Consider the following 25,869-nt stretch of genomic DNA (forward strand, 5'->3'; position numbering starts at 1 on the left):
GGAGGAGTAGTATGGCATATTATTATGAGGAACCATCCAGAACGTTTAGTGAATACCTGTTAGTTCCGGGGTATTCATCTGTGAAATGTATTCCATCAGAGGTCAGCTTAAAAACCCCGCTGGTAAAGTTTAAAAAAGGGGAGGAACCAGCGCTGTCCATGAACATTCCCATGGTATCGGCTATTATGCAGTCCGTCTCTGACGACAGGCTTGCCATTGCTCTTGCTCAGGAGGGGGGCCTGGCTTTTATCTATGGCTCTCAGACGGCAGAGCGTCAGGCGGAAATGATACGGAAGGTAAAGCGGTACCGGGCAGGGTTTGTTGTCAGCGATTCTAACGTTTCTCCTGATATGACCCTGCAGGATGTCCTTGACATTACTGAAAAAACAGGACATTCTACAGTGGCAGTAACTGAAAATGGAAAATCTCAGGGGAAATTACTTGGAATTGTCACAAACAAGGATTACCGCATCAGCCGTATGGATGCGGATACAAAAGTAAGTGAATTTATGACTCCTTTTGAAAAGATGGTGTATGCTCATGAAGATACGACTCTAAAAGAAGCCAATGATATGATCTGGGAACATAAGATTAACTGTCTGCCCTTAATTAACAAAAAACAAGAGCTGGTATATCTTGTTTTCAGAAAAGATTATGATTCCCATAAAAAAAATGAGAATGAGCTCATTGACAGTTGTAAGCGGTTTATGGTGGGAGCCGGAATCAATACAAGAGATTACAGGGAACGGGTACCTGTACTTTTAGAAGCCGGCGCGGATGTGCTCTGCATTGACAGTTCGGAAGGTTATTCTGAATGGCAGAAAATTACGATTGATTATATTCGGGAACAGTATGGAGATACCGTAAAAGTAGGAGCAGGAAATGTAGTAGATGCGGAAGGTTTCCGTTTCCTGGCAGAGGCCGGTGCTGATTTTATAAAAATAGGAATCGGTGGCGGAGCCATCTGTATTACAAGAGAACAGAAAGGGATTGGCAGAGGACAGGCTACTGCAGTGATTGAGGTAGCAAGAGCCAGAGACCAGTATTATAAAGAGACCGGAATTTATATTCCCATATGTTCCGACGGCGGGATTGTACATGATTATCATATTACACTGGCGCTGGCTATGGGCTCTGATTTTGTAATGCTTGGAAGGTATTTTGCCCGATTTGATGAAAGTCCCACAAAGAGGGTAAATATTAATGGAAGCTATATGAAAGAATACTGGGGAGAAGGAAGTGCCAGAGCCAGAAACTGGCAGCGGTATGATATGGGCGGCGATAAAAAGCTTTCCTTTGAAGAGGGAGTGGACTCTTTTGTGCCATATGCGGGCAGTTTGAAAGATAATGTTACACTGACCCTGAGTAAGGTGAGATCTACCATGTGCAACTGTGGTGCGTTAACGATTCCTGAGCTTCAGCAGAAAGCAAAAATTACATTGGTATCTTCCACCAGCATTGTGGAGGGCGGAGCCCATGACGTAATGCTGCGGGATAAACGATAAAGCGGGAATACTTTTTAGAAATAGATCAGAATAGGTAAAAACAAAAGGACCACATGGCAGGAATCGCTGTGTGGTTCTTTTGTCTGCATTGATTATATCTCTCAAAACACATGCGTCTCAATAAGAATATTTCCTGGCAGAAACAAAAAAAAGGTTTTGAATATTATATTACAGAATGGATATTGAAGGAAAAATTATGAAGCGAGAAGTGTTGTTAGAGCCACAGGCAGAAGAAGTCAGCAATGAGAGTATGGCGCAGCCAAGGATTTATCAGATGCCTCCTGCAAAAGGAAGAATGGTACTGGAAAAAATTCAAAGTTCTCCTGTTGAGATGTTTCCGGCGGAAATTACTTCTATGAAAGTAAATACAGAGAAATGGGGAAATATTATGGTTTATATTGTTGTGCCGCCCCAGACGGAAGATCCTGCCAATGTAATTTATTATATTCACGGAGCCGGGTGGGTGTTCGGAAGCTTTCATACCCACGAAAAACTGGTGAGAGAGCTGGCGGCCAGAACCGGATGTATTGTTGTCTTTCCGGAGTATTCCCGTGCGCCGGAGGCCCGTTTTCCTGTTGCCATGAATCAGTGTTATTATGTGATGTGTCATCTGCAGACAATTCTTGCAGCCGCTGACTGCCGGATGAATCCATGCACTTTAACTGTAGCGGGAGACAGTGCCGGAGGAACCCTTGCTATTGATATGACACTGCTGGCAAAATATAAAAAAGGGCCTCAGATACAAAAACAGCTGTTGTTTTATCCGGTAACCAATGCCTGCTTTGATACGGAATCATATTGCCGGTTTGGGGAAGATTATTATTTGTACAAAGATGGTATGAAATGGTTCTGGAATCAGTATATCAGATCCAGACGTGCAAAGAGCAATATTCTGGTTTCTCCTCTTAGGGCCAGCAGGGAGCAGCTTTGCAATCTTCCAATGGCTATGATTATTAATGGAGAAGCAGATGTGCTTAGAGATGAGGGAGAGGCTTACGCTGTGAAGCTTAGAGAAGCCTGTGTACCTGTCACTGCGGTAAGGATACAGGCTATGATACATGATTTTGTAATGCTTCACTCTCTGGATCAGACACTGGCATGCAGAGCCGCTATGGATCTGGCATGTGGGTGGATAATCAGAAATAACTGCTGTGATTAATTTTTAATTTTATAATCATTAAAACCGCTGCACCATATGGTAGTTTTTAACAACCGTTATACCGGGAATTTATTTTGGATTTTTTCCCATAATAAATAGATAGCTTGAGAAAGGAGCAGCTGAGTATGGCGATTGATTATAAGAAAACTGCCAGGGAGATTGTGGATGCTCTTGGCGGTGACACTAATATTACAAATGTGACACATTGTGCTACCAGACTGCGTTTTATTTTAAAAGATGAATCGGTGGTGGATGTGTCAAAAGTGTCAAAAATACAGGGAGTTATCACAACGGTTGAAGCGGGCGGTCAGTTCCAGGTTGTGATTGGCAATCATGTGAGGGATGCATATCAGCATGTAAAAGAACTGATAACGGTAGATCCCGGGCATGAGGAGCTTCCCAAAAGAAAAGTGGGTATTATCAGTCGGGTGATAGATGTAATATCCAGCATATTTGCACCATTTTTATATACACTGGCAGCCTGCGGTATATTGCAGGGGATCCTTGGGATTTTTGTTGCGCTAAACTGGATTGACACAGCCGGAGGCACATATCAGATCTTAAACTTTATATCCTGGACGGCATTTACATTTCTGCCGGTTCTGATTTCTGTGACGGCATCCAAAAAGTTTGGCGTAAATACCTTTGTGGCGCTGGTAATTGCCTGTGCCCTTGTAAGTCCGGATTATATTAATATGGTAAATACCGGTGCAGATATACATTTTCTTGGAATGAAGGTACAGCTTTTAAGCTACACCTCCTCTGTTATACCAATTATACTGGCAATCTGGATTGCTTCTTATGTGCAGAGATTCTTTGATAAAGTTCTTCCGATTGTAATCCGGAATCTGTTTTCTCATATGTTTACCATTGTGATTATGGTTCCGCTGACACTTCTGGCATTTGGACCTGTTGGAAATGCAGTGGGAGGGGCAATCGGAGGAATTTATAATTACCTTTACGGACTAAGTCCTGTTGTTGCAGGTATTATAGTAGGCGGCCTGTGGGAAATTCTGGTGATCTTTGGTGTTCACTGGGGGATTACTCCGGTTACCGTTGGAAACTATGCAAATCTTGGATATGATACATTTACAGGGATGCAGGCGTCTGCAGTATTTTCACAGGCCGGAGCGGCATTTGGAGTTTTTTTCAGAACAAAAAACAAAGATATGAAAGGCGTGGCGCTTTCTTCCGCCGTTACCGGATTGTTTGGAATTACGGAGCCTGCCATTTATGGTGTGAATCTGAGATTAAAAAAACCCATGATCTGCGGCTGTATTGCCGGAGCTGTGGGAGGTGCTATTGCAGGTGGTATGGGAGCGGTATCCTGGAGTTATAATATGCCTGGAATTGCAACCCTTCCGGCTTATTTCAAAGAAGGTTATATGAATCAGTTTCTGGGACTTTTGATATCCATTGCGGTTTCTTTTGTGCTGGCGGCCATACTGACAATCGTTGTAGGATTTGAAGATGAACCTGCCATGCAGCAGACCGAGAACTATCCAATTGTAAAAAATGAAATACAGGCGGGAGAGTGGAAAAATCTGAAAAGTCCCGCAAAGGGTATGATTATCCCTGTAAAGGATGTCAGTGACGAGATGTTTGCTTCTGCGGCAATGGGAAACGGAGTAGGGATTCTTAGTGAGGACGGTAAAATTTACGCCCCCTTTGATGCAGTGGCAAAAACCGTTTTTCCCACAGGACATGCTGTTGGGCTCATCAGTCCGGAAGGGCTTGAAGTGCTGATACACATTGGCGTGGACACCGTACAGATGAATGGGAAGGGATTTCATGCTCATGTCAGCCAGGGAGATACCGTAAAGCAGGGAGATCTGCTGGTGGAGTATGATAAAGAGCTCATTGAAAAACAGGGATATGATCCTGTGGTGATCTATATTATTACAAATATGGAAATGATCCAGCGCATTGAGCTGCTAGAGGAAACTCAGGTAGATGTTCTGGATCCGGCAATGCGTATTCAATATCAGGAGGTGTCAGATGAAACCTAAATTTCCGGAGAAATTTTTATGGGGAGGCGCAGTGGCGGCACATCAGGTAGAGGGAGCCTGGCAGGAGGGCAAAAAGGGTCCAAGTGTGGTGGACGTGCTCACCGGAGGAGCCCATGGAACAGACCGTAAAATTACGGATGGAGTAAAAGAAGATTGTTACTATCCCAATCATGAAGCGGTAGATTTTTATCATCATTATAAGGACGATATCAGATTGTTTGCGGAAATGGGATTTAAGTGTTTTCGGACTTCCATTGCATGGAGCCGGATTTTTCCCAATGGTGATGAGGAATCTCCCTGTGAGGAGGGACTGAAATTTTATGATGATCTGTTTGATACCCTGCGTTTTTATAATATAGAACCAGTTGTAACGTTATCTCACTTTGAAATGCCTCTGGGGCTGGTAAAGGAATACGGCGGCTGGAAAAACAGGAAACTAATAGACTTTTTTGTCCGGTATGCAGCTGCAGTTATGGAACACTTCAAAGATAAAGTCAAATACTGGATGACATTTAATGAAATCAACAATCAGAAAAATTATAAGTATCCGCTCTTTGGATATACCTGTTCCGGTGTTATATTTACGGATGAGAAAAATCCCGAAGAGTGTATGTATCAGGTGGTGCATCATCAGCTGGTTGCCAGTGCCCTTGTTGTAAAAAAAGGACATGAAATTAATCCCGGGTTTCAGATTGGATGTATGATAGCATTTGTGCCGTTATATCCCTTTTCCTGCAGACCTGAGGATATGATGTATTCTGTGGAGGCCATGCATGACCGTTATTTGTTTGGAGATGTGCATGTGCGGGGGGAATACCCCTCTTATATTTATAAAGAATGGGAGCGAAAGGGGTTCCGGATTCAGATGGAACCGGAAGATGCGGGGATTCTAAAAGAGGGGACCGTTGATTATGTAGGGCTAAGCTATTACATGACCAATGCTGTGGAAGCGGATACGAAAGCTGCGGGCAGCGGACTTGACGGATTTCCGGGAAGTGTGCAAAATCCCTATGTGGAAAGAAGCGACTGGGGCTGGCAGATAGATCCCATTGGATTACGATATGCATTGAACGTGCTGTATGAGCGGTATCAGATTCCGCTGTTTGTAGTGGAAAACGGATTTGGAGCGGTAGATGAAGTAAAGCCGGACGGCAGCATAGAGGATGATTACCGGATTAAGTATTTGAGAGCCCATATAAAAGAAATGAAAAAAGCAGTTGTGCATGACGGGGTAGATCTGATGGGATATACCCCCTGGGGCTGTATTGACTGTGTTTCTTTTACTACAGGAGAAATGAAAAAAAGATATGGATTTATCTATGTGGATAAGGATAATGAGGGAAACGGAACATTAAAACGGACGCCGAAAAAATCCTTTTACTGGTATCGGGATGTAATTATAAGTAACGGAGAACAGCTGTAAGATTGAGGCATGAAAAGATTCATGTTAAGGCTGTTAAGATGAAAGTACAATGCCGGGAAATTGTTCTGCAGTGTTCCGGCAGTCAGAAAGGACTGCCGGAAAAAAGGATATAGAAGACAGCCGGTTGATATCATTTATGGAAAAGGACAGGTAAATAAACAGTATTTAAAAGAGTTGTCGTCCGGCCACAAATTTGTGAAGGATATCTCTGTCTTCGGACAGATAGATAACTCGTTCCAGACGCTGCCGCAGTGTCAGAGGGCTGGTATTTGGAAATCGTGATTCGTCCATTACCAGTATATCTGCGTCCCATCCGGGGAGGAAGCTGCCTGTTTTTCCAAAGAAGGTTCCGCCGCCGGCAGTTCCCATCCAGAATGCCTCCTCAACGGTAACCGGTACGGCATCAGTATCTATCAGGCGCCAGTAAAGCTTGGAAACCTGAATGGCATCTGTCATAGCCCGGAAAATGGAGCCGCAGGTCCCCCCGGCGATATCGCTGCCCAGACCGATTCTGAGGTCCTGGTCCAGATAGCGCCGGACGGGAGCAATACCGGAAGAGAGATTGGTGTTGGACTGGGGGCAGTGGGCAACCCACACATTCTGTGATTTTAACAATTCTATTTCTTCTGGAGAAGAGTGGACGCAGTGCGCCATGATGGTTGGACAGGTTTCACCGCCAAATAAATGATAATTGTAATAGGCTTCCCCGTAAAAACGGCTGTCGGGACATAATTCCTGCACCCATTCAATTTCGGACAGGTTTTCAGACAGATGACTCTGTACCGGCAGACCGGTATTCTTTTGCAGATCAGCCAGTCCTTTCATCAACGGATCAGAGCAGGAAGGAATAAAGCGGGGAGTCAGGATTGGCAGACAGCGTTTTTGTTTTTTTGAGGCTTCAAGCCATAATTGTGTATCAGACAGGGATGTGTTAAAGTCTGCTTCACATAAAGGGAAGGGACAGTTTCGATCCATATTTACTTTTCCGACTTTGGTAATAAGGCCGCTTGCCTCCAGCATATCCATTAAAAGCAGTGTTGCAGTTACATGCCGGGTAGCAAAGATACAGGCTCGCGTGCTGGGGCCGTGTATCATATCATCGGTGAATCTGCGGTAAGCATTCCGTGCATAGGCGAGGTCCTCATATCTGCTCTCTTCCGGGAATGTGTGGGTATTCAGCCAGTCCAGCAATTCAAGATCCATGCCCATTCCACGGAATGAATACTGGGGAGCATGGGTATGGAGATCAGTAAGCCCGGGCAGTATCAGGTGTCCGGAATAGTCTGTTACAGGAATATGTCTGTACTGCATGGGAATATTTTCAAAGATACCGGCACATATGCCGTTTATACAGATCAGAAAATGATTTTCTCTGGCCGCAAGCTCCTTTTTGGATGCGGAATAGCAGAAATCACCCTTTATAATAAATGTAAAATTATGTTTCATAGTATTGTTCATTTTTGTCCACCTTCTGTTTTTAATCTCATAAGCAGCCGTTTTAGAAATATGCGTCAGCAATGTCAATAATAGTATAACATTTTTCAGAGTCTGTCATGGGGAATTAAAGAATAATTTTATCTGGATATTACATGGAGTTAACCAATTGTTTACAATTAATAAAAAAAGGGATTGTGTACAGGTTGTTGTCTATTATATAATAGCGAAAGAGTATACTTACAGAGAGGACATGAAATATGGAAAATAATGAAAAGAAAAGAAGCAGTTTTTCCGGCGGAATAGGCTTTGTGCTTGCTGCTGCGGGGAGTGCTGTCGGTCTTGGAAACCTTTGGAGATTTCCTTATCTGGTGGCGCAGTATGGAGGCGGAATTTTTATACTTGTTTATATAATTGCGGCCCTTACCTTCGGCTTTGCATTAATGACCACAGAGATTGCCGTCGGAAGAAAAACAAAGAAAAGCCCCATTTTGGCATACAAGGCAATACATAAAAAGTTTGGATTTTTAGGATACATTGCAGCACTGGTACCAATTATTATACTGCCTTATTACTGTGTTATCGGAGGCTGGGTAATTAAATATATGGCAACATATGTTGGAGGCGCTGGGAGAGCGGCGGCAGATACCGGATATTTTGGCAGCTTTATTGGAAGTTCAGGTTCTCCCCTTATCTTTTTTGCAATCTTTTTAGCTGTTACAGTATTTATTATTCTCATTGGAGTAGAAAAGGGAATTGAAAAAATCAGTAAATTTCTGATGCCCCTTCTGCTGGTGATATCAGTAATTATCTGCATTTATGTCTGCACCCTTCCGGGAGCAGGGGCAGGTATTAAATATTATCTCCTTCCGGATGTTTCCAAATTCTCCTTTATGACCGTCTGCGCGGCTGTGGGACAGATCTTCTTTTCCATGAGTCTTGCCATGGGAATTATGGTTACTTACGGATCCTATACAAAGAAAGAGACAAATCTTACAAAATCTGTAAATCAGATTGAGATTTTTGATACAGTTGTGGCATTTATGGCAGGATTTATGGTAGTGCCTGCACTGTATGTGTTCAGCGGAGAGGCCGGGCTGCAGCAGAGCGGGGCAGGACTGATGTTTGAGACACTGCCAAGGGTATTTGATCAGATGGGCGGCGGTATGATTATAGGCACACTGTTTTTTGTTCTGGTATTTTTTGCGGCTCTGACCAGTTCGATTTCCATTATGGAAGCAATTGTTTCTTCCTTTATGGATAAATTCAAAATGACGCGTCTGAAAGCATGTATCATTACTATTGTAATTTGTATTCTTCTTGGAGTACCCGCATCACTTGGAAATGGAGCATGGTCGAATATTAAACTGCTTGGCATGGACTTCTTAACCTTCTTCGATTATCTGAGCAACAGTGTTATCATGCCCATTGTGGCTCTGTGCACCTGCCTGCTGATTGGATGGTTTGTGGGATGTAAAGTGATTATCAAAGAAATTACAAGAAATGGGGAAAGAATGCACAGAAAGAAACTGTACATTGTTATGATTAAATTCGTGGCGCCGATTTTACTAGTTATCATATTAATTACATCTTCCCTGTCACAATTTGGAATTATAAGTATATAGTGAACGGTATTGGCTGTTCTGACAGTCAGTTCATATAATAAAGCTTCTGCGCGGTGAAAGCCGCGTGGAAGCTTTATTAATGTTAAAAAACATACTTTGTGTGAATATGCCCGCTTATGGGAAGGTGAAGTGTGCCGCTGGTAAAACCCTGCCCAGGCAGAGACCACTGCCGGTTTCTAAATAGTCACCAATAAGAACAAAAAAAGTTAAAAAAACAAGTGAAATTTAATTAAAGTGTATTGGACAACAAGTGAATGAAAAGAATGAGATGTAAAAAATGCACAAAAATTAAGAAAAATAATTCGGGAATAATCGTGCATAAATAAAGCTCAAACCTGAGTTTCAAAAAAATCCAGTGAAAAAATGAATAAATAATTCTCAAAAAGAATGAAAAATCAGGAGTGTATGAATAAAAAAACAAGTAAAAATGATGCAAAATGCAAAAAAAAGAATTTGTTGACAAAGTAAAATTGTAGGAATAATATACATACAAATGTGGACCCCCGCAGCTATAAAGTACAGGAGGCATGGCCGAAGATGGCTGTTTTATGAAAAATAAAACAGAGCATTCTTCGGCTATGAGTCTCTTTAAAGATATTGGTATACCAATATACAGCGGGCATGTGTTCTGCATTTGAATTTTGCTCTGGGAGACCGGACGGGGAAAGAGGTGAGATGAACAAAACGGGATAAAGTAATTTCAGAAAGGAAGTGAGCAGTGTGGGAGAATTGTCGGCAAAATTAATGGAAGAATTAAATTGCGACGTAGTATTTCATATCCCGATTTTTGGAGGGATTCCCATTTATGAATCAGTAGTGGTCTCATGGATGATTATTGCAGCGCTGCTTGTAGTTATTCTGCTTCTCACCCGAAATCTTAAAGTAGAAAATCCTAAAAAGGGACAGCTGATGCTGGAGAGTATTGTATCCTGGGTATACAAACTTTTTTACGATCTTCTGGGAGAGAAGGGCAAGCGTTACATTCCATATCTTATGACAGTGCTGATGTATCTGGCTTTGTCAAATCTGATGGGACTGATTGGTTTTAAACCTCCGACTAAGGATTTGACAGTGACGGCCGCTTTAGCCATCATGAGTATTATACTGATTGAATACGCGGGAATCCATGCGAAGGGTGCTAAAAAATGGGCGAAGAGTTTTGCTGAGCCGGTGGCAATTATTGCACCTTTGAATGTTTTAGAGATCGTGATACGACCGTTATCGTTGTGTATGCGACTGTTCGGAAATATGCTGGGCGGATTTGTAGTTATGGAGCTGATCAAACAGATTCTGCCGGTATTTTTACCGATATTGCCGAGTTTTTATTTTGATATATTTGACGGGCTGCTGCAGGCATACGTATTTGTATTCCTGACATCCCTGTTTATGAAAGAGGCCATAGAAGAGTAGATATAAAGATAAGGCCTAAAAGACTAAGTTTAATAAAAAGGAGCGTTTAATATTATGAGTACACTTATTGCAATTGGAGCAGGTATCGCAGTTTTAACAGGTATTGGAGCAGGTATCGGAATTGGTATCGCCACAGGAAAAGCAACAGAAGCGATTGCAAGACAGCCGGAAGCAGAAAGCAAAATCAACAAGTCTTTAATCCTTGGATGTGCCCTTGCAGAGGCAACCGCAATTTATGGATTCGTTGTTGCATTGATTATTATTTTATTCCTCCAGTAAAAGGGCGGTGAGACAGGTTGTTAAATTTAAATCCAGTAAACCTGATCTGCGTTGTCATCAATATTCTTGTGCTGTATCTTATTGTCTACAAGCTTTTATTTAAAAGAGTGATGGGCGTTATTGAACAGCGTAAAAATATGATTGAGGATGATTTTTCTAAAGCTAGAACAGCAAAAGCTGAAGCGTTGGAATTAAAAGATCAGTATGAACAGACAATTAAGACGGCTCATGATGAGTCTGCCCGGATTTTAACAGAAGCCAGAACTGCCGCGAAAGCGGAACAGCAGAGAATCAAAGCGGAAGCTGATTTGCAGGCATCTGAGATTATAGCGAAAGCGCATAAGTCGGTGGAAATGGAAAAAGAAAAGACGATTCAGAATACAGAATCAGAAATTGCGGCTCTCGCCATGCTGGCAGCAGCTAAAATTATGGGCCAGGATGATAAGAGAGGTAATGATTCGGCAATTTATGATCAGTTTCTAAAAAAAGCAGGTGATAAGAATGACGCAGGAAGCCATTAATTATGCACAGGTTTTGTATGAACTGCAGGTTCCGGAAGAAGCGGTGGTTAAAGCAGGTGAGATTTTTAAAATGTCGCCTCCTTTAAAAGAAGCCCTGGAAAATCCGGTGGTTCCGCTGAAAGAAAAACAGGCGGTAATTGACCGGGTATTTGCTCCGGAGGTTCGAAATTTTTTAAAGCTGATATGCAAGTATCAGACAGTTTCCCAGATTCCGGATATTGTGCAGGAGTACAAAAAAATCGTCAGAGAACATAAACATATTTTATCTGCGGAACTGATTTATGCGGCAAAACCACAAGAGGAGCAGATAGCATCAATAAAAGAGTATTTAAAAAAAGAATATCAGTGCCAGGATGTGGAACTGGAATTGAAAGCAGACCCGCAGCTGCTTGGCGGCTTTGTACTAAAAGTCGGTAATGAAGAATATGACTGGAGCTATTCTGGAAGATTAAAACAGCTCCAGCAGAAATTAATCCGGAGGTGAGACGCGTGAGTGCAATCAATTCAGAAGAAATTATTTCAATTCTGAAAAGTGAAATAGAAAATTATGAGATGGAAGCAAAAGCCTCAGAAACCGGGACCGTTATCTGGGTGGGTGACGGTATTGCTACTGTTTACGGCATCGACCATGCAATGTATGGTGAGATTGTTATTTTTGAAAATGGCTTAAAAGGGATGGTCCAGGATATCAGAAGGAACGAAATCGGATGTATTTTGTTTGGAAAAGATACTGAGATCGGAGAAGGAACTAAAGTAAACAGAACCAAAAAGAAAGCAGGGATTCCGGTAGGAGAGGCATTTATAGGACGCGTTATCAATGCTCTTGGCGCTCCTATAGATGGAAAGGGTGAGATCATATCTAAAGATTACCGCCCCATCGAGCATGAAGCACCGGGGATTGTTGATAGAAAATCTGTCAGTGTTCCACTGGAAACAGGAATTTTATCCATTGACTCTATGTTTCCTATTGGACGGGGACAAAGAGAGCTTATTATTGGAGATCGTCAGACCGGTAAGACCTCCATTGCCACAGATGCAATCATTAATCAGAAAGGCAAGGATGTCATCTGTATTTATACAGCCATCGGGCAGAAAGCATCAACAGTTGCAAAATTGGTAAATACGCTGGAACAGCATGGCGCTATGGAATATTCGATTGTATTGTCCGCTGCAGCAAGCGAGTCAGCTTCTCTGCAGTACATTGCTCCCTATGCGGCTACCGCCATGGCAGAGTATTTTATGTATCAGGGAAAGGATGTTCTGATTATCTATGATGATTTGTCCAAACATGCGGTAGCTTACAGAGCATTATCTTTACTGCTTGAAAGGTCTCCGGGACGTGAAGCGTATCCGGGGGATGTTTTTTATCTTCATTCCAGACTGTTAGAGAGATCCAGCAGGCTGTCAGATGAAGCAGGAGGCGGCTCCATTACCGCCCTTCCGATTATCGAGACACAGGCGGGGGATGTGGCGGCATACATTCCAACAAATGTAATATCCATTACAGACGGACAGATTTTCTTAGAAAGCGATCTGTTCTTTTCCGGTATGCGTCCTGCGGTTAATGTGGGATTGTCTGTATCCCGTGTAGGCGGTGCAGCTCAGACAAAAGCCATGAAAAAAGCATCCGGAAGTATCAGGATTGATCTGGCCCAGTATCGGGAGATGGAAGTATTTACGCAGTTCAGCTCTGATCTGGATGATGCAACAAAAGCTCAGCTGCAATATGGAAAAGGCTTGATGGAGCTGTTAAAACAGCCGCTGTGCAATCCTTTAAGCATGGCACAGCAGGTCATCACATTATGCGCGGCCACTCATAAAAAAATGATGGATGTTCCGGTGGAACGCATGAAAGAGTTTCAGATGCAGATGCTTGAGTATATTCAGTCTGTTCATCCGGAGATTATCCGTGAGATAGAAGAAACCAAAGACTTAAATGATGCTGTCACAGAAAAGATTCTGGCTGCGGCAGACGAGTTTAAAGGAAGATTCCAATAAATGAAATGGCATTTCAAAGAATGCGCAGGTGAGTGAAATGGCGAATGCAAGAGAAATACAGACCAGAATGAGAAGCATTCAGGATACAATGAAAATTACAAATGCAATGTATATGATTTCTTCTTCTAAATTGAAAAAAGCCCGGAAGATGCTTGAGGATACGGAGCCGTACTTCTATACGCTGCAGCAGGCAATCCGTCGGATTATCCGCCATGTTCCGGACTTGGATCATCCCTATTTTTATCATGAAAAGCATGGTACAAAAGAAGAGCATAAAAAGAAAATCGGATATATTGTAATAACGGCAGACAAGGGAATGGCCGGGGCATATAATCATAACGTAATAAAGCTGGCACAGCAGAAGCTTAGCGGTGAAGCAGAGAACATGCTGATGGTTATGGGACAGATCGGCCGGCAGTATTTTGAAAAACATGGCATCAATATTGATGAGAATTTCAGATATACAGTACAGGATCCAACTATTGGCCGTGCAAGAATCATTACATCCAGACTTCTTGAGATGTATCATCATTATGAACTGGATGAGATACAGATGATTTATACCAAAATGGAAAGTGCGGTGTCGGCAGAGGCTGATATCATACAGCTTCTGCCTCTGAAAGTTGAAAAGTTTCAAAATCTTCCGGTGGATTATGCTCATGAAGTTGTAGAGTTTGTGCCCTCAGAGCATGCGGTGCTGGATAATATTGTGCCGGATTACATCACGGGACTGATTTACGGTGCGCTGGTTGAATCCTATTCCAGTGAGCATCAGTCCAGAATGATGGCCATGGAAGCTGCCACGGATAGTGCGAAAGATATGCTTCGGGAACTGGACATTGCATATAACCGTGCAAGACAGGCTGCGATTACTCAGGAGATTACGGAGGTGATCGGCGGCGCCCGGGCACAGAAAGCGAAAAAGAAGCATTAAGGCGGTGAAAAGGTATGAATAAAGGAAAAATTGTACAGGTCATGGGACCTGTTGTTGATGTAGAATTTGAAAATGGTACCCTTCCCAGAATCAAAGAAGCCCTCCAGGTAGAAAACGGAGACAAAAAATGTGTGATGGAAGCAGCACAGCACGTGGGAAATAATACAGTACGCTGTATTATGCTGGCAGCCAGCGAAGGACTGAGCAGGGACATGGAAGTAACTGCTACAGGGGCCGGAGTAAAAGTACCTGTAGGAGAACAGACACTGGGACGTCTGTTCAATGTATTAGGTGAAACCATTGACGGCGGAGAAAAAATTGATGCCTCTTCCCCCCATTGGGAAATCCACCGGGATCCTCCAGCCTTTGATGAACAGAGCCCGGTAGTTGAGATTTTGGAAACCGGTATCAAAGTAATTGACCTTCTGGCACCGTATGCCAAAGGGGGTAAAATTGGATTGTTCGGCGGTGCCGGTGTGGGAAAAACTGTTCTGATCCAGGAGCTGATTACAAATATTGCCACAGAACATGGCGGATATTCCATTTTTACCGGCGTTGGGGAGAGATCTCGTGAAGGAAACGATTTATGGACAGAAATGGGAGAGTCCGGTGTTCTGGAAAAAACAGCACTTGTTTTCGGACAGATGAATGAGTCTCCCGGAGCCCGTATGCGTGTAGCTGAAACGGGGCTTACAATGGCAGAATATTTCAGAGATGAACAGCATCAGAATGTGCTTTTGTTTATTGATAATATTTTCCGTTTTACCCAGGCGGGTTCCGAAGTTTCTGCTCTGCTTGGACGTATGCCTTCTGCAGTTGGTTATCAGCCAACCCTGGCAACGGAGATGGGTGAGTTACAGGAGCGTATTGCTTCTACCAAGAGCGGATCTGTTACCAGTGTGCAGGCGGTTTATGTACCGGCAGATGATCTGACAGACCCGGCTCCTGCAACAACCTTTGCTCATCTGGATGCAACAACTGTTTTGTCCAGAAAGATTGTAGAGCAGGGTATTTATCCGGCGGTAGATCCGTTAGAGTCTTCTTCTAGGATTCTAGAACCGGATGTAGTAGGAAAAGAGCATTACGAGACAGCCAGACAGGTACAGGAGCTTTTGCAGAAATATAAAGAACTGCAGGATATCATTGCGATTCTTGGTATGGAAGAATTATCAGATGAAGATAAAACAACTGTATTCCGTGCCAGAAAAATCCAGAAATTTTTATCTCAGCCCTTCCATGTTGCGGAAAACTTTACCGGAACAAAAGGAAAATACGTGCCGCTGAAAGAAACTATTCGTGGATTTAAAGCCATTGTCAGCGGTGAGATGGATGAATATCCGGAAAATGCATTCTTTAATGTAGGAACCATTGATGACGTTAAGGAAAAAGCAAAGGCAGAGATGGAGAGCGCATCATAAAGATAGGAACGTGGTAAAATGGAAACTTTTGAACTGAAAATTATCGCTTGCGATAAAGTTTTTTATAATGACAGAAGTAATCTGCTGATTGTTCCTGCTCTGGACGGAGAACTGGCAGTACTGCCTCATCATGAAAATATGGTAGTGGCCGTAAAAGCCGGAGAAATTAAATTTAGAAATCAGCAGGGTGAGATGGTGGATGTAGTAAACGGAATCGGGTTTGTTCACATTATGAACAATCGAGTAACGGTGCTGGTTGATACTGTTGAGCGTCCGGAAGATATTGATGTGGCCAGAGCAAAAGCGGCGGAAGAACGTGCGAAAGAGCGGCTGCGCCAGAAACAGAGTCTGCAGGAGTATCACAGATCCCAGGCCACCCTGGCCCGGGCAATGGCGCGTATTACGGCTGCAAGCAAACACAAAAATGTTTAAGTGATGTGAATCATAGAAAGGCGGAGTTTCAGAAATGGAACTTCGCCTTCGTTTGTGTTATGATAAAAGCTATAAAATGTACAAAGGAGTTTTAGAAATTGGAGCTATATTTTGCACCGTTAGAAGGAATTACCGGATATGTCTACCGAAATGTCCATGCCAGGCATTTTAGTGGTATTGATAAGTATTTTGCACCGTTTATTTCTACCAGCTCTCATGGATTTCAAAAGAGAAAAGAAGTCAGGGACATCCTGCCTGAAAATAATGAACAGATGCATCTGGTTCCACAGCTGCTTTCCAATTGTGCACAGGACTTTATAGATTACGGCAGGAAGATATATGAGCTTGGCTATTCGGAAATAAATCTGAATCTTGGCTGTCCCTCCCGCACAGTTGTATCCAAAGGAAAAGGGGCCGGTTTTCTGGCAGAACCAGAGGCGCTGGACCGGTTTTTGGATCAGGTGTTTTCCCAGCTGAAAGGAAAGATTTCTATAAAAACCAGAATTGGAAAAGACGATCCTGAGGAGTTTTTTGGATTGATGGAGATTTATAACAAATATCCTGTCAGTGAGCTGATTATACATCCCAGAACCCAGACAGACTATTATAAAAATAAACCAAATCTTAAGGTGTTTGGGGAGGCTGTGCGGCACAGCCGGCATCCGGTCTGCTATAATGGGGATATCTGTACAAAAGAAGAGTTTGATAATCTCACAGAGCGTTTTCCAAATCTGCAGGCGGTTATGATCGGCCGGGGATTTTTGAAAAATCCGGCGCTGGCGCAGGAAATTGTTATGGGAGAACATTTAAAGATCACAGTGTTAAAGCAATATCATGATGAACTGTATCAACAGTATAAAGAGCTTTTTTCCGGAGATAAACCGGTTCTTTTCAAAATGAAGGAGCTGTGGCTGTACTTAATAGAATATTTTCCGGAATATGAAAAATATGGGAAACGGATAAAAAAGACCCAGAGGCTCTGTGATTATGAGGGAATCGCAGCAGAGCTGTTTAGCAGGCTGCGGCAATCTTAAAAAGGAGGAAACAGATGAGTGCGGATACTATTTCAGATAGAATACAAAAACTTCGCAGGGAAATGAAGAAACGGAAGATATCCGTGTATCTAATACCTACATCGGATTTTCATGAATCGGAATATGTCAGCGATTATTTCAAAGTAAGGCAGTATATGACCGGTTTTACAGGTTCTGCCGGAACTGCAGTCATTACACAGACAAAGGCCGGGCTGTGGACTGACGGCAGATATTTTATACAGGCGCAAAAACAGCTTGCAGGAACAGAGATTGTTTTATACCGTATGGGAATGGAAGGAGTCCCCACAGCTGCAGAATTTATCCGGGAGAACTTAGAACAGAACACATATCTTGGTTTTGACGGAAGAGTGTTAAATGCCAGTCTGGGCCATACTTTTTTAGTAATTGCCAGAGAAAAGCAGGCGCAGCTGTACTGGAAGGAGGACTTAGCAGGGATGATCTGGAAAGACCGTCCGCAATTCCCTGTAAATCCTGCGTTTCTTTTGGATGAAGTCTATACCGGCAGAAGTATAGATGATAAGATCAGTGCAGTCCGCCGGAAGATGGAAGAGGCAGGGGCCACGGTACATGTTCTTTCTTCTCTCTGCGATATCGCATGGCTGTTAAATATCCGGGGAGGAGATATCTCTCATGTGCCGGTGGTGATGTCCTATCTGATTCTGACCCGGGAAAGATGCTGCTTTTATGTTAATCTGGATGCTTTGTCCAGAGAAATTGTGGGATATTTCATAGCGCATAAGGTGGATATCAGATCTTATGCTGATATTTATGAAGATCTCAAGCTGCTAGAGGCGGGAGAGCGCGTACTGTTAGAGTCCGGGAAAATAAATTTGAGCTTGAAAATGAGTATCCCTGAGGATGTGGAAATCATTGATAGAAGCAATCCGGAGGAACTGATGAAGGCGGTGAAAAATCCGGTAGAAATTAAAAATATCCGAAAAGCTCACGTCAAAGATGGCGTCGCGTTTACAAAATTTTGTTACTGGCTGAAACAAAATATCGGAAAGCAGGAGATTACAGAGCTTTCGGCGGCGGAATATTTAAAAGAACGCCGGATGGAGCAGGAACATTTTGTAAATATCAGTTTTGATACCATCAGCGCTTATGGTGCAAATGCAGCTATGATGCACTATGCACCCGGGAATGAGAGTAATGCGGTTTTAAAACCGGAAGGATTTCTTCTTGTGGATTCCGGGGGGCATTATCTGGAAGGGTCTACCGATATTACCCGAAATATTGTTCTTGGTCCTTTGTCAAAGGAAGAAAAGCAGATGTATACGGCAGTAGTGAGGGCTAATTTAAATCTTGCAAATGCCCGTTTTTTATATGGCTGCAGTGGATTAAATCTGGATATTCTGGCCCGGGGCCCTCTGTGGCAGCAGGGGATGGATTACCGATGCGGAACCGGCCACGGAAACGGGTATCTTTTAAATGTACATGAGGGACCAAATGGTTTTCGATGGAGGACAGTGCCGGAGCGGAGAGATGACTGCATCCTGGAAGAAGGAATGGTAACCACTGATGAGCCCGGAGTTTATGTGGAAGGAAAATACGGTATTCGTATTGAAAATGAGCTGCTGTGCAGAAAATGGATAAAAAATGAATACGGACAGTTTATGGAGTTTGAAAATCTCACCTATGCTCCCATTGATCTGGAGGGCATTCTGCCGGAGGAGATGACCGGTACTGAGCAAAATTACCTGAATCAATATCATAAAAAAGTTTATGAGGCATTAAGTCCTTATCTGAATGAATCAGAGAAAAATTGGCTGAAAGAGGCTACCAGAGAAATCTGATAAGAAATGGAAAAGTATATCCTGACAAAAAAAGCGGGATATGCTTTTTTATTTTTTAAATCTTATTTAAATCACTTGACAAACTGTATAAAAAAGGCAATAATACATATAAATCATATATGAATAGTATGAAATAAGGAGGAAGAAAGAATGAGCAGATTAATATATATAGACAATGCGGCTACAACCAGGCTGGATCCGGATGCTTTTGAGGCTATGAAACCATTTTTACTGGAGCATTACAGTAATCCGGCCAGCGTGTACAGCTTTGCACAGGAAAGTAATCAGGCAGTGGAGGAAGCAAGAGCTGCCATCGCCGGGACTTTACATGCAGATCCTGGAGAAATTTATTTTACCGCCGGGGGAAGCGAATCCGATAACTGGGCATTAAAAGGTGTGGCACAGCTGAAAAGAAAAAAAGGGAACCATATTATTACATCCAAAATCGAGCACCATGCGATCTTCGAAACCTGCCATTATCTGGAGCGTCATGGATTTGAAGTGACTTATCTGGATGTGGATGAATATGGCAGGATAGATCCGGAAGCATTAAAAGCGGCCATCAGGCCAGAAACCATTTTGATTTCTATTATGTTTGCCAATAATGAGATTGGGACCATTCAGCCAATTGCTGAAATAGGAAAAATTGCAAAAGAACATCAGATTTTGTTTCATACCGATGCCGTTCAGGCATATGGACATGTTCCAATTTCTGTAGAAGAACTTGGAATTGATCTTTTATCAGCCAGCGGCCATAAATTTCATGGTCCCAAAGGTGTTGGATTTCTTTATATCAGAAAAGGGATTGCACTTCCTTCACTGATTCACGGAGGTGCCCAGGAGCATGGCAGACGGGCGGGCACCTTAAACGTACCCGGAATTGTGGGAATGGCAAAGGCCGCACAGATTGCAGCGGAAAAAATGGAAGAAAGAAGTCAAAAAGAGACAAAGCTGAGGGATTATCTGATACAGAGGATTCAAAAAGAAATTCCTTATGCAAAACTCAATGGACATGAGAAACTGCGCCTTCCCAACAATGTAAATTTCAGCTTCCGGTTTATAGAAGGGGAGTCACTGCTGATTCTGCTGGACCAAAATGGAATCTGCGCATCCAGCGGTTCCGCCTGCACTTCGGGTTCCCTGGATCCTTCTCATGTACTGCTGGCTATCGGACTTCCTCATGAGATTGCCCACGGGTCTTTGCGTTTGACATTGTCTCATGAGAATACAAAGGAAGAAATGGATTTTATTGTAGATAAACTGATAAAAATTGTAAAACAGCTGCGGGAGATGTCCCCGCTATTTGAAGATTTTGAAAAAGGAGCGTGAATTATATGAAATACAGTGAAAAAGTAATGGACCATTTTAATAATCCGAGAAATGTAGGTGTAATAGATCAGCCCAGCGGTGTGGGGACTGTTGGAAATGCCAGATGCGGGGATATTATGAGAATATATCTTGATATAGATCCGGACACAAAGGTGATCAGAGACTGTAAATTTAAAACGTTCGGATGCGGTGCTGCAGTAGCTACCAGCAGTATGGCTACAGAGCTGGTAAAAGGAAAAACCATTTATGAGGCCTTAAAGGTTACCAATCAGGCAGTGATGGAAGCGTTAGACGGGCTTCCGCCGGTAAAAGTCCACTGCTCTCTTCTTGCAGAGGAAGCCATTCATGCAGCACTGTGGGACTATGCAGAGAAAAACGGAATTGTAATTGAAGGACTTTCCAAACCAAAGACAGACATTCATGAAGGCGAAGCAGCCGTATCATAATTGTATGGCAGACAATATCATATAGTAATTATTATAGATAGCATATCAGTTAAAGTCATCCGGCTGTTTACCAGCCGCTTGATTTCCCGCTGATATGCTATTATAATGAAACCAGTTTACGGGGATGAAAGAAGAGGATATCTACATGCTGTTAAAAAAGGCGGAAGTAAAAAAAGAAGAAGTGAATCCGTATGACTGGCCGGAGAGTTATTATATGGAAGTGGATGCCGGACGGCGGCTGGCGCTTTTGAAAGAACATAAAAAGAGCAGAGAAACGGAAGAGATCGACAGCCTGCGCATGGAGCTGTGGGAGATGCGGTATCAGCCATTAAAAAAGGAAAATGAATTTAAGGATACCTTTATGGGGGGGCTGATTCATCTGCTGATGCTGACAATTGACGCCGCAAGGCCTTTCAGTAAAAAAAGAGCATGCAAAGAAGCGCAAAAGATCCTGCAGCAGCTGGGACTTGATTTCAAGGAACATTTTACCCGGGAGCTGTTAGAGACAGAAATAAAACATTTGTTTCTTGTGTATGCGGCTACCTGCCTGGAAGACAAACAGTACGGATCTTTGCTGTTTGGGTTTGGGAGAATTAAAAAAGATAAAGTAGAAAAAAAGATTGCAGAGGATATCCGAAAAATAGGGTTCGACCTTCCAAAACTTCTGGATATGCAGACCGAGTTTTCCATTGTGGCTGCTGGAGGGCGGGCTGCACTCCGGCATATGGGGATGGAAAATGACTGGTAATGGCCGGCTTTTGGGCTTTTTTTGAAAAAACTGTTGTGTTATCAGTATTTTCTTATTATAATCAGCGTTAGCGTAAAGATTTTAAGAGGTGGACAGCATATGAAGAAAGTAGTTAAATTTGGAGGAAGTTCTCTGGCCAGTGCAAAACAATTTGAGAAGGTGGGAGAGATTATCCGGTCGGATAAAGACAGAAAATACGTGGTGCCTTCTGCACCGGGAAAACGGTTTGACGGCGACATTAAAGTTACGGATATGCTTTATGACTGTTACCATACTGCTTCAGAAGGAAAGGCATTTGATGATAAGCTTGCGGCCATTCAGGAAAGATATCTTGAAATTATCAGTGGGCTGGGGCTGGACTTTTCTTTAGCGGAAGATTTTAAAGTTATCAGGAAAAATTTTGAAGATGGAGCCGGTGATGAATACGCCGCATCCAGAGGAGAGTTTTTAAACGGAAAGGTTATGGCTGCATATCTTGGATTTGAATTTATTGATGCGGCAGAAGTTATCCTGTTTGATGAGGACGGTAATTTTAATGCAGATGAAACAGATAAACGAATGTCAGCGCGTTTAAAGACCTGTGAGAACGCAGTGATCCCTGGTTTTTATGGTGCAAAGGCAGACGGAACCGTAAAAACCTTTTCAAGAGGCGGCTCTGATATTACGGGTTCTATTGTGGCAAGAGCATTGAGAGCGGATCTTTATGAGAACTGGACCGATGTATCTGGATTTCTGGTAACTGATCCAAGAATTGTAAAAAATCCGGAAGTAGTGGATATTATTACATACCGGGAGCTTCGGGAGCTTTCTTATATGGGAGCCTCAGTACTCCATGAGGATGCTATTTTCCCGGTTCGAAAAGCAGGCATTCCTATTAATATAAGAAACACGAATCATCCGGAAGATAAGGGAACTTTGATTGTTTCTACAACCAGCCAGAGGTCTAAATTTACTATTACCGGTATTGCCGGAAAGAAAGGCTTTGTGGCGGTAACGGTAGACAAAGATATGATGAATACTCAGATTGGTTTCTGCCGGAAAGTGCTTCAGGTATTTGAGGAAAATGATATTTCTATTGAACATATGCCTTCTGGTATTGATACCATGTGTGTATTTGTCCATCAGGATGAGTTTCAGGAGCATGAGCAGATGGTGCTTTCCGGCATTCAGCGGTCTGTAGAGCCGGATGTGGTAGATGTAGAAGCAGATTTAGCCCTTCTTGCAGTCGTGGGACGTGATATGAAAGAGGCCAGAGGTACAGCCGGAAGAATTTTCTCAGCACTGGCCCATGCAAATATAAACTGTAAGATGATTGACCAGGGCTCCAGCGAATTAAATATTATTATCGGTGTAAAAAACGCAGATTTTGAGGCTGCCATTCAGGCAATCTACGATATTTTTATTACGACTCAGTTATAAGATGCGAAAGAGAAAAGAGCAAGCTCTAAAACCTCAGGTTTTAGAGCTTGTATTTCCATATCAGAAATTTTTAAGTGCTGTCCGGGATGTCAGAGGAATCTGGATGAAAGCAGGTAAGGGAAATGAAAGAAGAAACAGAATTAATCAAACAAAAGCTTAAAGATCTTGCCCGGCGCTGTTATCAGAAAAATACTTATATGTTTTCTGATTTTCTTACATTAAATCAGCAGGCGGTTTTTCATTCTTTGAAAAAGGAAATTTCCTATGTGGACTTCAGTTTGTGGGGAGGTGTGCCGGGGTGTGAAAGACAGATGGTACGATTTGGTTCTTTAGAGCAGCTGGGTTTTTTGGAAGATTTTCCTATCAGCTGTATCACAGTAAAGCCTCTTCAGAGAAAGTTTTCGGAGGATTTAACCCACAGAGACTTTTTGGGGGCATTGATGAATCTTGGAATAGACAGATGTGTCATAGGAGATATTATTTTGAGAGAAGGCGTTGGATATATGATCTGTCAGGATAAAATAGCAGATTATATTGCGGACAGTTTAGACCGGGTCCGTCATACCAGCGTAACCTGCAGTGTGGAAAAGGAAATGCCTTCCCAGGCAGAGCCGCAGCTGAAAGAGGAGATTCTTGTAGTAAGCGCACCAAGATGCGACAGTATCGTGGCAAAAGCTTACCAGATGTCCAGGAATCAGAGTCTTTTGCTGTTTCAGAGCAGGAAGATTTTTGTAAATGGACAGCAATATGAAAATAACAGCGGGATGCTTAATGTAAAAGATGTAGTGTCAGTCAGAGGGCATGGAAAATTTATTTACAGCGGGATTCTGCAGGAAACAAAAAAGGGACGTTTCCGTGTCAAGATTGAAAAGTATGTATAAAAAGTGGTGAAGTGTATGGCTTTAAAAAGCAGAGAAAAGAAAACGAAACGGAGAAAACCGGAAAAGCGCAGGGAAATCAAATGGGATAAGCTTGACAATACAGCGCATCTCTTTCCTGTGATTGCCGGAGAAGGAATGAGCAACGTATATCGTGTCTGTGCAGTTCTTAAAGAGGAGATAAAGCCAGAGCTTCTTCAGAAGGCCCTGGATTTGGTGCTCCCACAGTTTTCTGTTTTTAATTCCAGACTCCGGCAGGGAATGTTCTGGTATTATTTTGAAGAAAATGGCAAAAAAGCTCCCAGGGTTGTAGAGGAGAATACCTATCCCTGTCAGTACATAGACTCCGGAAAAAACAGAAGCTATATGTTTCGGGTTACGTATTATAAAATGCGGATTAATCTGGAAGTATTTCATGTGCTCACAGATGGCATGGGAGCTTTTAATTTCTTAAAGGAATTGACCTATCAGTATCTAAGGCTGTCTCATCAGGAACTGGGCAGACAGATGGGAGACGAACTGAGTGTTGAGACATCCCTGAATACGGCGGACAGTTTTCTTGAGAATTACCGGAAAAGTACATCTAAAAATTATCATTCCCAGCGGGCATATCTTTTAAAAGGACCTGTTTTTGAGCAGGGAAAGATGGGACTGCTTCATGGTTTTATGCCTGTCTCGCAGCTGAAAGAAAAGGCCGGACAATATCATGCAAGCATAAATGAATATCTGATTGCAGTACTGCTTTTTAGCATCTACAAAGAAAATCTTCATGGTATGCCAGGAAAGGAACCGGTGACAACCTGTGTTCCGGTAAACTTAAGACCGTATTTTAATTCGGAAACAACAAAGAACTTTTTTGCGGTAATAACAGCGGTATTTCGTCCGGAACGGGAAGATCAGACATTTCAGGAAGTAATAACCAGTGTACAGGAAAGTTTGAAGGACCAGCTGACCAGAGAGCACTTAGAAGAAGTGATTTCTTATAATGTGTCCAATGAGAAGAATCTGATGCTTCGGGCAGTTCCACTGTTTCTAAAAAAGCCGGCTATGCGCTATGTTTATGATATGGCGGCCAGAGCCAATACCACAACAGTGACGAATCTTGGAAATATTAAAGTACTGCCGGAGTATGAGCCTTTCATTGAGCAGTTTTATGCCTTTTTATCCCGGTCTAAGGGACAGAATCTAAAGGGATGTATCTGCTCATATCAAGATACGCTGGTATTTACTTTTTCTTCTGTGTTAAAGGACAGTTCCCTGCAGAAATATTTTTTCAGGTATCTGGCTTCGGAAGGAATTGCTGTGCGGATTGAAAGCAATGGTGTATATTATGAATAGATGTTTAAAATGCAATGTGGAAATTGGAGATGATACCGGTATCTGCCCACTGTGCCGATGTGTGCTGCTGAGGGATAAAGATCTTAAAACCCAGATGAAGTATCCGGCAGTTGGACAGAAAAAAGAGCGGATGAAATATGCCGTCCGGGTCTATGTATTTGCGGCAATACTGGGATTTGTGGTATTGTGTATTATAAATTATATGTCCGGGGCGGCGGTAAGGTGGGACCTTCTTACCGGTGGAGTGCTGGTCTATGGTTATCTGACGCTTCAGCTTTCGTTTTTGAATCAGAATGGTTACCGTTTTACTATGTTCTGGCAGACGCTGGGAGCCATGGCGCTGGTGATATTTATAGATGGGATTTTAGGATTTCAGGGCTGGTCCCTGAACTATGTACTGCCGGCGGGATTGGTTTTACTGGATATTGCGGTGGGAGTTTTAATGGCGGTAAACAGCAGGAACTGGCAGAGCTATATTCCGGTAGAGATCGTGATGATTGTGCTGAGTCTGATACCGCTGTTTCTCCATCACATCCATGTGACAGATCAGTGGTATCCAGCCATCGGATGTTTTGGAATCTCAATCTTTCTTTTCCTTGGGACTGTAATTTTAGGCGGAAAGCGCGCAGTAACAGAATTAAAACGGCGTTTTCATGTATAACATATGAGGATGGATAAAAGTGGCAGAGAGTGAAGTAAGCATCAGAGGGAGA

23 protein-coding genes are annotated in these 25,869 nt (G+C 42.8%); 22 read left to right on the top strand and 1 reads right to left on the bottom strand.

Features of this window, described 5'->3' with window-relative positions:
* The first annotated feature begins 11 nt into the window (after positions 1-11).
* The 4 genes from OCV88_RS14915 (at position 12) to OCV88_RS14930 (ending at position 6,096) form a co-directional block, all read left to right on the top strand.
* Positions 12-1,505 carry an IMP dehydrogenase gene (locus tag OCV88_RS14915; RefSeq protein WP_158426233.1) on the top strand — a complete coding sequence of 498 codons (1,494 nt, stop codon included), beginning with the start codon at positions 12-14 and terminating at the stop codon, positions 1,503-1,505.
* 196 nt (positions 1,506-1,701) lie between these two features.
* Positions 1,702-2,664: an alpha/beta hydrolase gene (locus tag OCV88_RS14920; RefSeq protein WP_158426234.1), complete on the top strand. Its 963-nt coding sequence runs from the start codon at positions 1,702-1,704 to the stop codon at positions 2,662-2,664.
* Positions 2,665-2,789: 125 nt separating this feature from the next.
* Entirely contained in the window at positions 2,790-4,673 is a 1,884-nt protein-coding gene (locus tag OCV88_RS14925; protein ID WP_158426235.1) for a beta-glucoside-specific PTS transporter subunit IIABC, read from the top strand.
* Positions 4,663-6,096 (top strand): 6-phospho-beta-glucosidase, encoded by a 1,434-nt coding sequence (locus OCV88_RS14930; RefSeq protein WP_158426236.1) that lies wholly within the window; start codon positions 4,663-4,665, stop codon positions 6,094-6,096. The genes OCV88_RS14925 and OCV88_RS14930 overlap by 11 nt, the downstream gene beginning before the upstream one ends.
* A 165-nt stretch (positions 6,097-6,261) precedes the next feature.
* Here the strand turns inward: OCV88_RS14930 and OCV88_RS14935 are convergent, their stop codons facing one another.
* Positions 6,262-7,554, bottom strand: a complete 1,293-nt coding sequence (locus OCV88_RS14935; RefSeq protein WP_262591441.1) for an amidohydrolase family protein — start codon at positions 7,552-7,554, stop codon at positions 6,262-6,264.
* A gap of 236 nt (positions 7,555-7,790) precedes the next feature.
* On the opposite strand from OCV88_RS14935, the gene OCV88_RS14940 reads away from it, so the two are divergent.
* The 18 genes from OCV88_RS14940 (at position 7,791) to OCV88_RS15025 (ending at position 25,817) form a co-directional block, all read left to right on the top strand.
* Entirely contained in the window at positions 7,791-9,155 is a 1,365-nt protein-coding gene (locus tag OCV88_RS14940) for a sodium-dependent transporter (RefSeq protein WP_158426237.1), read from the top strand.
* 744 nt (positions 9,156-9,899) lie between these two features.
* Complete coding sequence (locus tag OCV88_RS14945; protein WP_262591451.1) at positions 9,900-10,565, top strand: F0F1 ATP synthase subunit A; 666 nt, start codon at positions 9,900-9,902, stop codon at positions 10,563-10,565.
* Positions 10,566-10,619: 54 nt separating this feature from the next.
* Positions 10,620-10,844 carry an ATP synthase F0 subunit C gene (atpE, locus tag OCV88_RS14950; protein ID WP_158426239.1) on the top strand — a complete coding sequence of 75 codons (225 nt, stop codon included), beginning with the start codon at positions 10,620-10,622 and terminating at the stop codon, positions 10,842-10,844.
* A 17-nt stretch (positions 10,845-10,861) separates the two neighbouring features.
* Complete coding sequence (gene atpF, locus OCV88_RS14955; protein WP_158426240.1) at positions 10,862-11,365, top strand: F0F1 ATP synthase subunit B; 504 nt, start codon at positions 10,862-10,864, stop codon at positions 11,363-11,365.
* The gene (gene atpH / locus OCV88_RS14960) at positions 11,346-11,849 is read left to right on the top strand and encodes an ATP synthase F1 subunit delta (RefSeq protein ID WP_158426241.1); all 504 of its coding nucleotides are present in this window, start codon (positions 11,346-11,348) and stop codon (positions 11,847-11,849) included. Before atpF ends, atpH begins: the two co-directional genes overlap by 20 nt.
* 5 nt (positions 11,850-11,854) lie before the next feature.
* A complete protein-coding gene (gene atpA, locus OCV88_RS14965) occupies positions 11,855-13,363 on the top strand; it encodes a F0F1 ATP synthase subunit alpha (protein WP_158426242.1) in 1,509 nt (502 codons plus the stop codon).
* A gap of 37 nt (positions 13,364-13,400) precedes the next feature.
* Complete coding sequence (atpG, locus tag OCV88_RS14970) at positions 13,401-14,297, top strand: ATP synthase F1 subunit gamma (RefSeq protein WP_158426243.1); 897 nt, start codon at positions 13,401-13,403, stop codon at positions 14,295-14,297.
* Between the two features lie 14 nt (positions 14,298-14,311).
* Positions 14,312-15,715, top strand: a complete 1,404-nt coding sequence (atpD, locus tag OCV88_RS14975) for a F0F1 ATP synthase subunit beta (RefSeq protein WP_158426244.1) — start codon at positions 14,312-14,314, stop codon at positions 15,713-15,715.
* Positions 15,716-15,733: 18 nt separating this feature from the next.
* A complete protein-coding gene (atpC, locus tag OCV88_RS14980; protein WP_158426245.1) occupies positions 15,734-16,147 on the top strand; it encodes an ATP synthase F1 subunit epsilon in 414 nt (137 codons plus the stop codon).
* A 98-nt stretch (positions 16,148-16,245) separates the two neighbouring features.
* A complete protein-coding gene (locus OCV88_RS14985; RefSeq protein ID WP_158426246.1) occupies positions 16,246-17,181 on the top strand; it encodes a tRNA dihydrouridine synthase in 936 nt (311 codons plus the stop codon).
* 14 nt (positions 17,182-17,195) lie between these two features.
* On the top strand, positions 17,196-18,998 hold the full coding sequence (locus OCV88_RS14990) for an aminopeptidase P family protein (protein ID WP_158426247.1): 1,803 nt from the start codon (positions 17,196-17,198) through the stop codon (positions 18,996-18,998).
* Positions 18,999-19,148: 150 nt separating this feature from the next.
* Positions 19,149-20,327 carry a cysteine desulfurase NifS gene (nifS, locus tag OCV88_RS14995; RefSeq protein WP_158426248.1) on the top strand — a complete coding sequence of 393 codons (1,179 nt, stop codon included), beginning with the start codon at positions 19,149-19,151 and terminating at the stop codon, positions 20,325-20,327.
* A 5-nt stretch (positions 20,328-20,332) separates the two neighbouring features.
* On the top strand, positions 20,333-20,773 hold the full coding sequence (nifU, locus tag OCV88_RS15000) for a Fe-S cluster assembly scaffold protein NifU (protein ID WP_158426249.1): 441 nt from the start codon (positions 20,333-20,335) through the stop codon (positions 20,771-20,773).
* Between the two features lie 145 nt (positions 20,774-20,918).
* Entirely contained in the window at positions 20,919-21,521 is a 603-nt protein-coding gene (locus tag OCV88_RS15005) for a DUF6553 family protein (RefSeq protein ID WP_158426250.1), read from the top strand.
* Between the two features lie 99 nt (positions 21,522-21,620).
* The gene (locus tag OCV88_RS15010) at positions 21,621-22,940 is read left to right on the top strand and encodes an aspartate kinase (protein WP_158426251.1); all 1,320 of its coding nucleotides are present in this window, start codon (positions 21,621-21,623) and stop codon (positions 22,938-22,940) included.
* A gap of 122 nt (positions 22,941-23,062) precedes the next feature.
* The gene (locus OCV88_RS15015; protein ID WP_158426252.1) at positions 23,063-23,821 is read left to right on the top strand and encodes a YlmH/Sll1252 family protein; all 759 of its coding nucleotides are present in this window, start codon (positions 23,063-23,065) and stop codon (positions 23,819-23,821) included.
* Positions 23,822-23,836: 15 nt separating this feature from the next.
* Positions 23,837-25,156: a hypothetical protein gene (locus OCV88_RS15020; protein WP_158426253.1), complete on the top strand. Its 1,320-nt coding sequence runs from the start codon at positions 23,837-23,839 to the stop codon at positions 25,154-25,156.
* Complete coding sequence (locus OCV88_RS15025) at positions 25,149-25,817, top strand: DUF6320 domain-containing protein (RefSeq protein WP_158426254.1); 669 nt, start codon at positions 25,149-25,151, stop codon at positions 25,815-25,817. Before OCV88_RS15020 ends, OCV88_RS15025 begins: the two co-directional genes overlap by 8 nt.
* Positions 25,818-25,869 lie beyond the last annotated feature (52 nt).

The sequence above is a fragment of the Brotonthovivens ammoniilytica genome (genome assembly GCF_025566885.1).
Classification (GTDB): Bacteria; Bacillota; Clostridia; order Lachnospirales; family Lachnospiraceae; genus Brotonthovivens; species Brotonthovivens ammoniilytica.

Excerpts from the sequence above, each read along its gene's own strand:
- OCV88_RS14915 (WP_158426233.1), top strand. The coding sequence starts at position 12 with ATGGCATATTATTATGAGGAACCATCCAGAACGTTTAGTGAATACCTG.
- OCV88_RS14920 (WP_158426234.1), top strand. The coding sequence starts at position 1,702 with ATGAAGCGAGAAGTGTTGTTAGAGCCACAGGCAGAAGAAGTCAGCAAT.
- OCV88_RS14925 (WP_158426235.1), top strand. The coding sequence starts at position 2,790 with ATGGCGATTGATTATAAGAAAACTGCCAGGGAGATTGTGGATGCTCTT.
- OCV88_RS14930 (WP_158426236.1), top strand. The coding sequence starts at position 4,663 with ATGAAACCTAAATTTCCGGAGAAATTTTTATGGGGAGGCGCAGTGGCG.
- OCV88_RS14935 (WP_262591441.1), bottom strand. The coding sequence starts at position 7,554 with ATGAACAATACTATGAAACATAATTTTACATTTATTATAAAGGGTGAT.
- OCV88_RS14940 (WP_158426237.1), top strand. The coding sequence starts at position 7,791 with ATGGAAAATAATGAAAAGAAAAGAAGCAGTTTTTCCGGCGGAATAGGC.
- OCV88_RS14945 (WP_262591451.1), top strand. The coding sequence starts at position 9,900 with ATGGAAGAATTAAATTGCGACGTAGTATTTCATATCCCGATTTTTGGA.
- atpE (WP_158426239.1), top strand. The coding sequence starts at position 10,620 with ATGAGTACACTTATTGCAATTGGAGCAGGTATCGCAGTTTTAACAGGT.
- atpH (WP_158426241.1), top strand. The coding sequence starts at position 11,346 with ATGACGCAGGAAGCCATTAATTATGCACAGGTTTTGTATGAACTGCAG.
- atpG (WP_158426243.1), top strand. The coding sequence starts at position 13,401 with ATGGCGAATGCAAGAGAAATACAGACCAGAATGAGAAGCATTCAGGAT.
- atpD (WP_158426244.1), top strand. The coding sequence starts at position 14,312 with ATGAATAAAGGAAAAATTGTACAGGTCATGGGACCTGTTGTTGATGTA.
- atpC (WP_158426245.1), top strand. The coding sequence starts at position 15,734 with ATGGAAACTTTTGAACTGAAAATTATCGCTTGCGATAAAGTTTTTTAT.
- OCV88_RS14990 (WP_158426247.1), top strand. The coding sequence starts at position 17,196 with ATGAGTGCGGATACTATTTCAGATAGAATACAAAAACTTCGCAGGGAA.
- nifS (WP_158426248.1), top strand. The coding sequence starts at position 19,149 with ATGAGCAGATTAATATATATAGACAATGCGGCTACAACCAGGCTGGAT.
- nifU (WP_158426249.1), top strand. The coding sequence starts at position 20,333 with ATGAAATACAGTGAAAAAGTAATGGACCATTTTAATAATCCGAGAAAT.
- OCV88_RS15005 (WP_158426250.1), top strand. The coding sequence starts at position 20,919 with ATGCTGTTAAAAAAGGCGGAAGTAAAAAAAGAAGAAGTGAATCCGTAT.
- OCV88_RS15010 (WP_158426251.1), top strand. The coding sequence starts at position 21,621 with ATGAAGAAAGTAGTTAAATTTGGAGGAAGTTCTCTGGCCAGTGCAAAA.
- OCV88_RS15015 (WP_158426252.1), top strand. The coding sequence starts at position 23,063 with ATGAAAGAAGAAACAGAATTAATCAAACAAAAGCTTAAAGATCTTGCC.
- OCV88_RS15020 (WP_158426253.1), top strand. The coding sequence starts at position 23,837 with ATGGCTTTAAAAAGCAGAGAAAAGAAAACGAAACGGAGAAAACCGGAA.
- OCV88_RS15025 (WP_158426254.1), top strand. The coding sequence starts at position 25,149 with ATGAATAGATGTTTAAAATGCAATGTGGAAATTGGAGATGATACCGGT.